Below are 12,152 nucleotides of genomic sequence, written 5' to 3' on the forward strand. Positions count from 1 at the left end.
TTATGTGGTTGAATCGCTCTCAGAGCCCTCGGCTTGAGGGGTCAAGATGGTCGGATAAGAAACCGCCCAAGTACCTGGGTAGTCGCGGCTGTAATGCAGTCCACGACTTTCTCTGCGCATTAAAGCTGAGCGCACGATGAGCTCAGCACATTCCAGTAGGTTACGCAGCTCAATTAAATCGCGTGTTACTTTGAAGTTGGCGTAATACTCTTGAACCTCGTAGCGCAGCAGCTTAATGCGATGTAAGGCCCGCTCAAGACGGCGATTGGTTCTCACGATACCTACGTAGTTCCACATGAGTGAACGCAGCTCATCCCAGTTATGGGCAATAACGACTTGTTCATCGGCATCTTCAACCTGGCTCTCATCCCATAAAGGAAGAGCAGGCATCGCTGGGGTCTTGAGATTGGATATGTCTTCTGCGGCTGCCTTACCGATCACTACACACTCCAATAAGGAGTTGCTAGCCAAACGATTAGCGCCATGTAGGCCGGTATAGGTTGCTTCGCCAACCGCATACAATCCTGGTAAATCAGTGCGCCCTTTGAGGTCTGTGACTACTCCACCACAGGTGTAATGCGCAGCAGGCACCACCGGAATAGGCTCTTTTGTGATATCTAAACCAAGGCTCATGCAACGCGCATAGATCATCGGGAAATGTTCTTTAATAAAAGCTTCGCCTAAATGTGTAGCATCTAGATGGACATAGTCCAAGCCGTGCTTCTTCATTTCAAAGTCGATGGCCCTAGCAACAATGTCACGTGGAGCTAATTCATTACGGTCATCATGCTCTGGCATGAAACGCGTGCCATCAGGCAACTTCAGCAATCCGCCCTCGCCGCGCATGGCCTCAGTAATGAGGAAGGTACGATCGCTTGGGTGATAGAGGCATGTCGGATGAAATTGAATAAATTCCATATTGCCCACGCGGCAACCTGCACGCCAAGCCATGGCAATACCATCACCAGTCGCAGTGTCGGGGTTGCTGGTGTAGCGATAGACCTTACCAACGCCACCTGTAGCCAATACCACTGACTTTGCTTCGATGGTTTCTACACGATTGTTTTTAATGTCGAGTGCATACACACCATAACAACGATTTGGTTTAGTTCGTTGCGTCTTAGCATCTAGCTGACGATTGGTAATGAGATCGAGGGCAATCCAATGCTCCAAGATCTGAATATTTTTATGCTCTTTGGCTTTATCCAACAGCACTTCATGAATGGCTTTACCAGTAGCATCCGCGGCATGAGCAATACGGCGATGACTATGCCCGCCCTCACGCGTTAAGTGCAAACCCATTGGACCGGATTTATCTTCTGTGAATGGAACGCCTTGATCTACCAACCAACGAATTGCATCAGCGCTTTCTTCGGCGATATAGCGTGCAGTGGATTCCACTACAAGTCCTGCACCTGCGTCTAAGGTATCGGCCACATGAGAATCAATACTGTCATGTTCTTTATCAACGACCCCAACAATGCCGCCTTGTGCCCAAGCTGTAGCAGCTTCTCCTAAGCCCCGTTTAGCCATCAAAATCACTGGCTGAGATTCAGCCATATGGAGGGCAACGGTTAAGCCGGCTAATCCAGCCCCAATAATAAGGACAGGAAGATCGGCGTTTGCAGTGGTATTTAAGGAGGGTTTGGAACTGGCCATAGGGGGTTCATTCTAACTGGCATTAGAAATAGGGGTTGCCGTTAAATTCCTTTGTCGTACGACGCAAAAGGAAGCAATTCGTCAAACTTAGACTCAGAAAGCGATAGAAGACAGTTAGCTACAAAGGTGGGTGGTAGCTCTGGATTATCTATGCACGCACGCTCCAATCGCGCCAAGAATTGAGCCTGCTCTTCCTTGGAATAACCGTTCTCAGCAGTGATGGTCTTCACGTAACTACATAAATTCCGCTCTAACATTGGGTACTTGCTGCCTAACCGATTGAGAGCAAAGACTTCACCTTAGCCCTTACTTCACTGAGGGTCCTTGGATTCACTGTATTTTTATACTTTGCTTTTCTTATTTTCCAATCCAGAGACTTCACTTGGTCAGACAAGATAGCAGATTGCACCCCATCGATCTCAACCAACACCTCAAAGGGGTAGCCTTTAATCTGGGTTGTTAATGGGCAGCAAACCAATAAATTTGTTTTTTTGTTGTAACCCTCTGGGGTCAACACAACAGCAGGTCGACGACCAGCCTGCTCTCTTCCCGCCTGAGGGTCAAACACTAGCCAGACTACATCACCAGCCTCTGGCACATAAGCCCTAACCATTAGAGAAGCTCTTTGCCAACGGGCCCACCAAAGTCGGCCTCACCATGCAAATTCTTAGCGGTAATTCCGGACAATAGCTCATCCAGTGGATACTCTTGTTTAGTCATTGGCTCAATCACAATTCGACCCTTTTGCACTTTTACAGAAACAAGTTGATCAATATTCAATTGGGCGGACTTCATCACCGCAGCATTTAAACGCAAAGCCGGACTGTTGCCCCACTTTTTAATAATTGTTTGCATATGAATCCCTCTTAATGTATCTACATTGTATCTACATCACCCAATTCAAGCAAGCCAAAAAGAAAAACCCCGCCACAAGGACGGGGTTTTAGGGGGCTGTTCAAATTAAACGTTAGACATTTCCTTAGATCCGCCTGGAGCATTCGTACCATATCCCATGATCTTGGCCACTTCACCGCCTTTAGCTAGCTTCACAGCGCAATACTTAAATTCTGGAATCTTGCCAAATGGATCTAACGCTGAATTGGTGATCAAGTTAGCCGCAGCCTCATAGTAGGCAAACGGAATAAAGATTACGCCTCTTGGTGTGCCATCATCCCTTCTGACGTGAATACCAACCTCGCCACGACGAGACTGAACTGTAATGACATCGCCAGCAGATACGCCTAACTGGGTCATATCCTCACCGTTCATCGATACGGTAGCCATAGGCTCAATCGCATCCAGCACAGTGGCACGGCGCGTCATACTGCCGGTATGCCAGTGCTCTAACTGACGTCCAGTAATCAATACAAATGGATACTCAGTGTCTGGGCGCTCGTTAGCCGGAATGATATCGGCTGGCACTAACTTCACTCTGCCATCCTTGGTATCAAACTTGTCATTAAACACAATTGGGCGACCTGGATCTTCGGCAGATAAACATGGATAGGTGACGCTAGATTCTTTTTCTAGGCGCTCCCAAGTAATGCCGTTGATTGCGCCATGCATTGCTTGACGCATTTCGTCATAAACCTCAGCAACACCAGCATCAGGGCCTTGGTAATTCCAGTTCAAGCCCATGCCCTTAGCGATTTGCTGAATAATCCACAAGTCAGGTTTTGCATCACCTGGAGGATTGATTGCTTTCTTGCCCATCTGAACCATGCGGTCAGTATTGCTAGCGGTACCAACCTTCTCAGGCCAAGCACTTGCAGGCAAGACTACGTCAGCAAGCAATGCTGTCTCAGTCATGAAGATATCTTGTACAACTAAGTGCTCAAGGGCCGCTAATGCGTGACGCGCATGATTTAAATCCGGATCACTCATCGCAGGATTTTCACCCTCGACGAACATGCCGCGAATCTTGTCTGGATCAGAATCAGGTGCAGTGATCTTATGCATGATCTCCACAACGGTATAACCAGGCTTCTTATCCAATGGCATATCCCAGAACTTTTCAAACCAAGCATGCGCCTCTGGATTATCAACGCGCTGATAGTTCGGGAACATCATCGGAATCAAACCAGCATCACTAGCGCCCTGCACGTTATTCTGACCACGCAATGGATGCAATCCAGAGCCAGGCTTACCAATTTGGCCTGTGATACTGACCAAAGCGATTAAGCAGCGCGCATTATCCGTGCCATGCACGTGCTGACTTACGCCCATGCCCCACAAAATCATGGCCGACTTGGTGGTAGCGAACTCTCTTGCCACCTCACGCAATGTCTCTGCCGAAATGCCGCAGATTGGTGCCATCGCTTCAGGACTATAGCCTTTGATGTTTTCTTTGAGAGCCTCGAAGTTATTAGAGCGGTCTTTAATAAATTCTTTATCGACCAAACCTTCCTCAATGATTGTGAAGATCATGGCATTGAGCATCGCCACATCGGTATCCGGCTTGAACTGCATTGTGCGCCAAGCATGTTTACTAATCTCGGTCTTACGAGGATCGCACAACACAATTTTTGCGCCACGTTTAGCAGCATTCTTGAACCAGGTAGCAGCAACAGGATGATTAGCGGTTGGATTGGATCCAATCAAGAAAATCATGCTTGAGTGCTCAACATCATTCACTTGGTTGCTTACTGCACCAGAACCAACACCCTCAAGAAGCGCTGCTACAGACGAAGCATGGCAAAGGCGTGTGCAATGGTCTACGTTATTGCTACCAAAACCAGTACGAACCAGTTTCTGGAATAAGTAAGCTTCTTCGTTACTGCCCTTTGCAGAGCCAAAGCCAGCCAATACTTTATTGCCGTATTGATCTTTGAGTTTCTTCAGCCCGCCACCGGCAACTTCTAATGCCTCTTCCCAAGTAGCTTCACGGAAGATGTTAGACCAGTCTTGCTTGCCTTCAAGCATAGACTCATCTTTAGCAACACCCGCTTTACGAATTAATGGTTTAGTAAGGCGTTGTGGATTATGGATGTAATCCATACCAAAGCGACCTTTAACACATAAACGATTGTGGTTTGCTGGGCCATCACGACCTTCAACACTCACAATTTTTTCGTCTTTGACGTTGTAAGTAATTTGGCAACCAACGCCACAGAATGGACAAACGGAATCCACCTTGCGATCCACCGTTTGCGAACCAATCAAACCTTTTGGCATTAGAGCACCAGTTGGACAAGCTTGTACACACTCGCCACAAGCCACGCAAGTACTCTCGCCCATTGGATCATTCAGATCAAATACGATCTCACTATGACCGCCACGCATGGCGTAACCAATGACGTCATTGACCTGCTCTTCACGACAAGCACGTACGCAACGATTACATTGAATACAAGCATCGAGGTTCACAGCCATTGCTGGATGGGAGATATCACTGCTGACCTTGTCGCGACGCAACGCTTTGAGTTCTGGACGCACAGTCACATCCATGCGGGCAGCCCAAGTGCTGAGCTCACCATGTTGATTCTGTTGCTCTTCTTCTTTGCTATCGCCTACCCACTTAAAACCTTCATCAGGCATATCAGAGAGCAACATCTCGAGAACTAACTTTTGACTCTTTACAGCGCGCTCACTATTAGCCTTCACTTCCATGCCAGGCGTAGCGCTTCTGCAGCAACTAGGCGCCAAAGTACGCTCGCCATTGATTTCTACTACGCAAGCACGGCAGTTGCCGTCTGGACGGTAACCATCCTTAAAGCACAGATGTGGAATATCAATACCGTGTCGTTTAGCAGCCTTGAGAATCGTTTCGCCTTCGTAGGAAACGATCGTCTTGCCGTCTAGCTTGAACTCAACGGTTTGTAGTTCGAGTTCTTTAGGATTTGTGGGTGCGTTCATGTTTGTCTCGTTATTCCCTATTTTTTATAAGTGGCTTATTTCACTTCTTCTGGGAAATATTTATGAATACAACGAATAGGGTTTGGTGCAGCTTGACCTAGACCGCAAATAGAAGCATCCACCATCACCGTTGCTAGATCCTCTAAGGTTTCTTGATCCCAAGATTTGGTTTGCATCAACTTAGCAGCTTTGCCTGTACCTACTCGGCAAGGCGTACATTGACCGCAACTCTCGTGCTCAAAGAAATGCATCACGTTTAATGCCATGTCGCGCGCTTTGTCTTTGTCGCTGAACACCATCACTGCGGCAGAACCAATAAAGCATCCATAAGGTTGCAAGGTGTCAAAGTCGAGTGGAATGTCATTCATGGTCGCCGGCAAAATACCGCCCGATGCGCCACCAGGTAAATAACCGTAGAACTTGTGGCCATCTTGCATGCCGCCACAATACTCATCAATCAATTCTTGAATCGTGATGCCGGCTGGAGCCAACTTCACGCCAGGTTTGTTCACACGTCCGCTCACGCTGAAGCTACGCAAGCCTTTGCGATCATGACGACCAAATGAGCTAAACCACTCAGGCCCTCGCTGAACGATATCGCGCACCCAGTACAGCGTCTCAAAGTTGTGCTCTAGGGTTGGGCGTCCAAACAAACCGACTTGTGCAATATATGGAGGGCGCATACGCGGCTCACCACGTTTACCTTCGATACTTTCAATCATGGCAGATTCTTCACCGCAAATATAAGCACCAGCACCACGACGTAATTCAATATTCGGCAATGCAAAAGGCGGATTAGCTTTGAGTTTTGCTAATTCAGCTTCAAGTAACTCACGGCAGCCGTGGTACTCATCACGCAAATAGATATAGCAAGCATCAATACCAACCACGCTGGCTGCAATTAACAGGCCTTCTAAGAAGCGATGTGGATCGCGCTCTAAGTAAGTGCGATCTTTAAATGTTCCTGGTTCACCTTCGTCGATGTTCACTGCCATCAATTTAGGTGCTACTTGATCTTTCACAATGCGCCATTTGCGACCCGCCGGGAATCCTGCACCACCTAAGCCACGTAAGCCAGAGCTTTCCATTGCCTTGATGATGCTTTCAGCGTCCTTCTTGCCTTCGAAAATTTCTTTAGCCAAAGCGTAACCGCCTTGAGCACGATAAGACTCGTAACCAACATAGTCAGGAGAAACAGCCTGCATTTCACCCTGAGGAGAAACTCCCTGCTCTGCTAAGGCTGCAGGATCAAAGACGGCATCATCTTTAGCCATTGGCTGAGTGGTCAGCTTGTTCTTAACGGCAGCTTGCACTTTGTCTGTTGTTGCAAACAGAACTGGATATTGATGAACTACTGCTACAGGCGCTTGCTCACAACGTCCTACGCATGGAGCTGCGGCGACTTTGATATTCGGATTACCTAAGATGCTCGGCAACTTAGCCAATAGATTTTGCGCACCAGCTAACTCACAGGCGATGCCATCACAAACACGAATCAGAATATCCGCTACCGGATCGTTGCCACGCACTACTTCAAAGTGGTGATAGAAAGTGGCTACTTCATACACCTCCGCCATTGGCAGATTCATTTCCTTAGCAAGCGCGACTAAATGACGATCATGCAAAGCACGGTATTCATCATTTAGTTTGTGTAGATTTTCAATTAATAGATCACGACGATGTGGCGCATTACCAATGAGTTGGCGAACTTCGGCAACTGAAACGTCGTCTGCTTGACGTCCTTTTAACTTACTCTTACGGCGAATGGTTTCCCTCAAATCATCTGCGGTTGCAACGGCAACTGCTTTGACTTCTCCAGAAGGCTTTGGATGATTCATAGTTCGTAGTCTCTAATTTTCTATTTATTGCTATTTTGTGCTCAACACCAATGCAGAGCCTTATCTCACTTTGCACATAAAAAACTCTGCTAAGCCAAATACTTAGCCGGTCATCAATACGCAAAATAACACTTTATTTTGGGTTATTTAAGGCCCTATGTCCTTGACGGCGCTCAAGGACTTTAACTAAGGGTTTACCCTATTACAGGAGTGATGGTGAAGGCTGGTCACCAGGAGGCAGCGAGTAGTCCAGCTTGCGCTCATACAGTCTGGCTTTGTAGCAATCTTGATAGCCCTTACTTCCGATTTGCCAGCCAATCGAAGTACAGTCGTCCTGAGCCGCTGATTCAATGGAGCCGCAACCCACTAGGCCAAGGCTAGCAATCAATGAGGCGACAGAAATAATGCGCAATTTTGTTGAATTCATGACCACGAGTCTACTTGATTCTGATCTCAACATCGAGAGGAATACCCTCTTTTCCCGCCTCTACTGTCTTCACATCTCCCAGCTGAATACGCTCCTTAAGGCTGGGGTCAGCCTTAACCATGAAACCAAAGGCCGTCTTTGCCCTATTTTTTGCCAATTCCTTAAGCTCAGTATCAGTGATCTCTATTCCAGCGATCAATTCCTCATGCAGTTGCTCATTGCGCTTCTCGCCATCTGGAAGCGTCAAAAGACGTTGACCCAGTTTGATGCGGCCAATGTATTGCGCATATGCCGCTTTTAAGCCGGACTGAACTTTTGGGTCTGTAAATGATGGGGTAGGCACTGGCTCGCCTGGAGTCAACTTAAATCCAGCATCAATCAATATCGCAGCATCGGCTTTAGCTCGGGCAAGCGCTTGTTTATCCTGTTCGGGGTCGTAAGTACCAATGATCTCCAAGCTCGAGTTAGGTCGCTTCACTAAATACCCACCAAACTTTTCTAGGCGATCTTGATCTGCAACCAAGAAGACTGCCTCTCCAGGTACGGCATTAACACCCTCTTCACCACCCATTCCTAAGATAGATGCAAGGGCTCTAAATGGCGCTGTTGCTACGTTTGTTAGAACATTGCTAATGGCCTGCCATACCAAACCGCTGGCACTAAATTCTGGAGAGTCGACATTGCCTGCGATACGAACCGTGACGTCAATCGTGTCATCAGAGTCTTCTAATAAAGCAATTGCTAAGCCTAGCGGTAATTTTTTGCCAGTAAAGTCTGGCACCTCATCACCCAGCACCACTTTCTTAATGATGATCTGGTTGCTTCCATTAAGTTCGCCATCTTTGGCTTTGTAATTGAGATTGAGGTTGAGTCGGCCGCTAGCAATTTGATAGCCTGCGAATGTCATCACTGCTGGATTGAAGGCGGTCAGCGGAAGGTTTCTAAAACTCATCAAGATGTCATGATTGCGTCGTGGATCATCAAATGATGCTTGACCCTTTACTCGCATACCTCCCGAGCCAGCAACAACACCATCCATCGCCACAGTGGCAAATCGACCAGGAGTATTGCTGACCCCCAAAAGAATGGCATTGAACTTCTTCACATCCACCCTGAAATTAGGACGCATCGCCATATCCGAAAAGTACACTTCCCCATTCTTCAGAAGAGTGGATCGAATATCTAAATTAAATGTGGAGGGAGTGCTTACCTTAGACCCAGCTACAGGCTCGGACTTTAATTCTGTTGTTGACTTAGCAAATAACCTTCTAAAGTTTGAGAACCCTTCTTCATTAATTTCAAATTGCAGGGTTGGCGCATCAATAGCCAACTCATCTATTGCGAGACTATTGTTGGAGCCCTGTTTTGACTTAACGGATTTATAGTCAAACTGACGAATATCCGCCATCTTCCAAACAATCAGTGGATTTTTTTGACCTTTCTCCAGTATTGCTAAGTCTGCAATATGAATGTCGCCCGCAACCGAATCGGTCTCACCACCTATTTTCACGACTAGATCGGCATTCATCAAGCCACTGGTACCGATGAGCTCTTTATTAGCCGGCAATAGAGCGACGATTGGCGCGGTTGCAAGACTGTGAATTTCTAACTTCCCGTTAACTGACTTCGAGCCGGTATTGAAATCCCAGTGTGATCGTATCTCACCCTCATCCAACCTCAAGTTGAGCTGCGCGCCTAAGTTACCTGGCTGAGGATTATCCAATCCACCTGTAATAGCAACATGGCGATACGCAATAGTTTTATTGATTCCAGGTATTAATAACTGCAAGGCACCAAGATTAAAGTCGTATTGACCACGGACCCCGGTTACCAAACCATTCTTATCGTAATTGGCTACATCAAGCAACTTCATCGTAAACGGGTTGAGTGATTCTTTTAATTTGCTCGAATCATCCACCAAACTTAAAGAAGCTGAACTGACGATAAATTCATCGATCGATATTTTGAGAGGCTTCTTAATTGCTTTGGGTTCTGAAGGAGGCATCGCCTTTTCAACGGCAGCAATTAATTCCTGCCAATTCCAGGACCCTGTATGCATGCCCTTAGGTAGACTTTTCTCGACCAACACCTTAGGCTCTTCCAGCAAAATCTCATCAAAGCCCAGCTCCCCTTTAGCCAGCTTTGTCCACTTGAGGGTAATTGCCAGCTTTTTAAATTCCAGTAATTTAGAACTACCCTCTTTTGCCAAGTGAAGGCCATCAAGCTCCACCCTCAACCGCAATGGAGAAAGACTGAGGTCTTGATAGGAGATCTCATAACCAATCTTGTTGCCATATTCAGTTAGGGACTTTTTAATTAACCCAGGCAGCAACAAATGGCTTCCCAACCAAAAAAAGGCGGCTAACAGAATAAAAAGTCCCGCCAAACGCAGAGACCATCGCTTTATTCGGGGGTTTGTGAGGGAAAGCATCTACTTGTCTTTATAGGTCAATATCAGTAACAATGAAAATGAACGCAGATTAATAAATATACCCTCTCAGGAGACCCATGAAAATATTCCTCAAAAAACTGGCCTTATCTATTGCGTGCCTTTCCACCCTATCGATCGGTGGTGTTGCTAACGCCCAAAATTCAGACGGGTTTACCGATCTGATTGATGGCGTGAGTTTGAGTGGGTGGAACATTATTGGTAGCGCCAACTGGGTCATTGGTAACGGTATTGTCGAAGGCAATAAACCTTCAGGGTTTTTAGTGACCACTAAGTTCTACAAGAACTTCATCATCAAGGCAGAGTTCTATGCCGAGCCCGATACAAATAGCGGTATTTTTATTCGCTGCCAAGACCCAAATAAGGTTAGCGCAGCCACTTCCTATGAAATTAATATTTGGGATACACGCCCCGAGCAAGCTTATGCAACTGGAGCGATTGTGGATGTTGCCAAAGTTGACCCAGTACCTAAGGCAGGAGGACACTGGAACACCATGGAGATTATTGCAAATGGCCCCAACTTTAAGGTCATGATGAATGGTGTAGTCACGGTAGCTAATGGCCAAGACAGTAAATATTCTGAAGGCCACATTGCCCTGCAATCTGCTGGTGGCGTCATTAAATTTAGAAAGCTACAGATTAAGCCGCTTTAAATTATTGAATACTGATTTCGTAGCGATCGCCACATGCCACGGGCCTCAGGGCCTTGGCCTCTTGGAGCATTTTGACTAAGCCGTAATGCGACATTGTTTTTAGCGTGCGGGATAAGTTCCCCTGCTTTCTTCCGGTAAGTTCAGCTAGCTCAGAAATCGATACAGGCTTAGATGCTCTGATGACATGCAGTAAGGCCCTGTTCTCATCACTCAATACCTGCGCCAGTGAACGCATCGAGGTAAACCATATCTTCGGATCAGATGCCTTTGGTTTTAGATCGCCTTTAGCAATGGCCAAGACGCGTGCCCGAATATCTTTTTGTGATGCAATCCCTATTTTGATGACTTTCATATATCTTTATCTACCTTTAAGACTTTATCAACATCGACAAAAAAATCACTTAGGAGTTGGTGCGCATCCCTAAACTCATAGGCAACGCCTGGGTCACTTGAACTACGATGCCTGTGATCGAATGCCAATTTTCTACCTGAATAGACTGCTCTAAGCCTAACCGCATGAGCATTGTCATAACCCAAAATTCTCAAGCCTTTGGGGTTGTGCAAGGTTAATGAATAGCGCACCCCGTGCGGTACTGCCTCGCTAACAGCTACCTCCCAAGCCTCAATCTTTACCCAGTAACCATCGCCTTGATCAATGATCTCTTGGTGCAGATCTAAAAGAGTGATAACTCCACGATTTCCCATCACTCATGATATATCACCAGATGATATATCAAAAGTAACAGACCCGCTTAAATTATGGGTTTATTTTGCTGGCGGAAAGCCTGCTTTTTGCTCCCACATATTATTAAATACATGGATGATGGGCTTTTCATAAACACCTGCCTTGGTATAGGGCTCATCCTTTAACCAAGCATCCGCATCTGCCCTGCTAGGAAAGTCGATTGCGAGCAAGCTGCCAACTGTAGTCTTACCATCTTCAGATGTGAGGGGCCCAGCAAAAGCCATGCGGTCAGAAAGTTGCGCTAAATAAGCACGGTGCTCTGGTCGGATTTGTACACGCAAGTCAGCAGTACCAGGCTTATCCATCAACAAAATTGCAAAGATCATGTTTTCTCCATCTTTTAATTGGTTTTATTTTTAAATCTTAATTAGCAAGATACTACGGTAAGTTCCAAAGAAAAAACCACCCGCAGGTGGTTTTCTTGATGCTTGGCGGAAGAGGCGGGATTCGAACCCGCGGTAGGCTATTAACCTACGCACGCTTTCCAGGCGTGTGACTTAAACCGCTCATCCACCCTTCCGGAACC

At 46.7% G+C, this 12,152-nt stretch carries 12 protein-coding genes and 1 tRNA gene; 1 reads left to right on the forward strand and 12 read right to left on the reverse strand.

What is annotated here, in order from left to right; genetic code table 11:
• The 8 genes from nadB to ICN44_RS00455 all read right to left on the reverse strand — a co-directional run bounded on the left by nadB (position 1) and on the right by ICN44_RS00455 (position 10,210).
• Entirely contained in the window at positions 1-1,659 is a 1,659-nt protein-coding gene (gene nadB, locus ICN44_RS00420) for an L-aspartate oxidase (RefSeq protein ID WP_216261968.1), read from the reverse strand.
• A gap of 41 nt (positions 1,660-1,700) precedes the next feature.
• A complete protein-coding gene (locus ICN44_RS00425) occupies positions 1,701-1,889 on the reverse strand; it encodes a hypothetical protein (protein WP_216261970.1) in 189 nt (62 codons plus the stop codon).
• 41 nt (positions 1,890-1,930) lie between these two features.
• Positions 1,931-2,272 carry an endoribonuclease MazF gene (gene mazF, locus ICN44_RS00430; RefSeq protein ID WP_216261972.1) on the reverse strand — a complete coding sequence of 114 codons (342 nt, stop codon included), beginning with the start codon at positions 2,270-2,272 and terminating at the stop codon, positions 1,931-1,933.
• A complete protein-coding gene (locus ICN44_RS00435) occupies positions 2,272-2,514 on the reverse strand; it encodes a PbsX family transcriptional regulator (RefSeq protein ID WP_072583581.1) in 243 nt (80 codons plus the stop codon). Before ICN44_RS00435 ends, mazF begins: the two co-directional genes overlap by 1 nt.
• Before the next feature lie 105 nt (positions 2,515-2,619).
• Positions 2,620-5,514, reverse strand: a complete 2,895-nt coding sequence (gene fdhF / locus ICN44_RS00440; protein WP_216261975.1) for a formate dehydrogenase subunit alpha — start codon at positions 5,512-5,514, stop codon at positions 2,620-2,622.
• Positions 5,515-5,549: 35 nt separating this feature from the next.
• Positions 5,550-7,352 (reverse strand): NAD(P)H-dependent oxidoreductase subunit E, encoded by a 1,803-nt coding sequence (locus ICN44_RS00445; protein ID WP_216261976.1) that lies wholly within the window; start codon positions 7,350-7,352, stop codon positions 5,550-5,552.
• 202 nt (positions 7,353-7,554) lie between these two features.
• Positions 7,555-7,779, reverse strand: a complete 225-nt coding sequence (locus ICN44_RS00450; RefSeq protein WP_216261978.1) for a hypothetical protein — start codon at positions 7,777-7,779, stop codon at positions 7,555-7,557.
• A gap of 10 nt (positions 7,780-7,789) precedes the next feature.
• On the reverse strand, positions 7,790-10,210 hold the full coding sequence (locus tag ICN44_RS00455; protein ID WP_216261981.1) for a DUF748 domain-containing protein: 2,421 nt from the start codon (positions 10,208-10,210) through the stop codon (positions 7,790-7,792).
• A gap of 77 nt (positions 10,211-10,287) precedes the next feature.
• Between ICN44_RS00455 and ICN44_RS00460 the strand changes: the two genes are divergently transcribed.
• Positions 10,288-10,881, forward strand: coding sequence for a DUF1080 domain-containing protein (locus ICN44_RS00460; protein ID WP_216261982.1), 594 nt, complete (start codon positions 10,288-10,290; stop codon positions 10,879-10,881).
• A 1-nt stretch (position 10,882) separates the two neighbouring features.
• On the opposite strand, the gene ICN44_RS00465 is transcribed toward ICN44_RS00460, so the two are convergent.
• The 4 genes from ICN44_RS00465 to ICN44_RS00480 all read right to left on the reverse strand — a co-directional run bounded on the left by ICN44_RS00465 (position 10,883) and on the right by ICN44_RS00480 (position 12,146).
• Positions 10,883-11,233, reverse strand: coding sequence for a winged helix DNA-binding protein (locus ICN44_RS00465; RefSeq protein ID WP_216261985.1), 351 nt, complete (start codon positions 11,231-11,233; stop codon positions 10,883-10,885).
• Positions 11,230-11,586: a DUF6516 family protein gene (locus ICN44_RS00470; RefSeq protein WP_216261986.1), complete on the reverse strand. Its 357-nt coding sequence runs from the start codon at positions 11,584-11,586 to the stop codon at positions 11,230-11,232. The genes ICN44_RS00465 and ICN44_RS00470 overlap by 4 nt, the downstream gene beginning before the upstream one ends.
• A gap of 60 nt (positions 11,587-11,646) precedes the next feature.
• Positions 11,647-11,952 (reverse strand): YciI family protein, encoded by a 306-nt coding sequence (locus tag ICN44_RS00475; RefSeq protein WP_216261988.1) that lies wholly within the window; start codon positions 11,950-11,952, stop codon positions 11,647-11,649.
• Positions 11,953-12,055: 103 nt separating this feature from the next.
• Positions 12,056-12,146 (reverse strand) — tRNA-Ser (locus ICN44_RS00480).
• Positions 12,147-12,152 lie beyond the last annotated feature (6 nt).

It is taken from the genome of Polynucleobacter sp. JS-Fieb-80-E5 (genome assembly GCF_018882015.1).
GTDB lineage: Bacteria > Pseudomonadota > Gammaproteobacteria > Burkholderiales > Burkholderiaceae > Polynucleobacter.

What these genes read in the sequence shown, in the direction of transcription:
- ICN44_RS00475 (WP_216261988.1), bottom strand. Translation starts at nt 11,952, where the DNA reads ATGATCTTTGCAATTTTGTTGATGGATAAGCCTGGTACTGCTGACTTG.
- ICN44_RS00470 (WP_216261986.1), bottom strand. Translation starts at nt 11,586, where the DNA reads ATGGGAAATCGTGGAGTTATCACTCTTTTAGATCTGCACCAAGAGATC.
- mazF (WP_216261972.1), bottom strand. Translation starts at nt 2,272, where the DNA reads ATGGTTAGGGCTTATGTGCCAGAGGCTGGTGATGTAGTCTGGCTAGTG.
- ICN44_RS00460 (WP_216261982.1), top strand. Translation starts at nt 10,288, where the DNA reads ATGAAAATATTCCTCAAAAAACTGGCCTTATCTATTGCGTGCCTTTCC.
- ICN44_RS00435 (WP_072583581.1), bottom strand. Translation starts at nt 2,514, where the DNA reads ATGCAAACAATTATTAAAAAGTGGGGCAACAGTCCGGCTTTGCGTTTA.
- ICN44_RS00455 (WP_216261981.1), bottom strand. Translation starts at nt 10,210, where the DNA reads ATGCTTTCCCTCACAAACCCCCGAATAAAGCGATGGTCTCTGCGTTTG.
- fdhF (WP_216261975.1), bottom strand. Translation starts at nt 5,514, where the DNA reads ATGAACGCACCCACAAATCCTAAAGAACTCGAACTACAAACCGTTGAG.
- ICN44_RS00450 (WP_216261978.1), bottom strand. Translation starts at nt 7,779, where the DNA reads ATGAATTCAACAAAATTGCGCATTATTTCTGTCGCCTCATTGATTGCT.
- nadB (WP_216261968.1), bottom strand. Translation starts at nt 1,659, where the DNA reads ATGGCCAGTTCCAAACCCTCCTTAAATACCACTGCAAACGCCGATCTT.
- ICN44_RS00445 (WP_216261976.1), bottom strand. Translation starts at nt 7,352, where the DNA reads ATGAATCATCCAAAGCCTTCTGGAGAAGTCAAAGCAGTTGCCGTTGCA.
- ICN44_RS00465 (WP_216261985.1), bottom strand. Translation starts at nt 11,233, where the DNA reads ATGAAAGTCATCAAAATAGGGATTGCATCACAAAAAGATATTCGGGCA.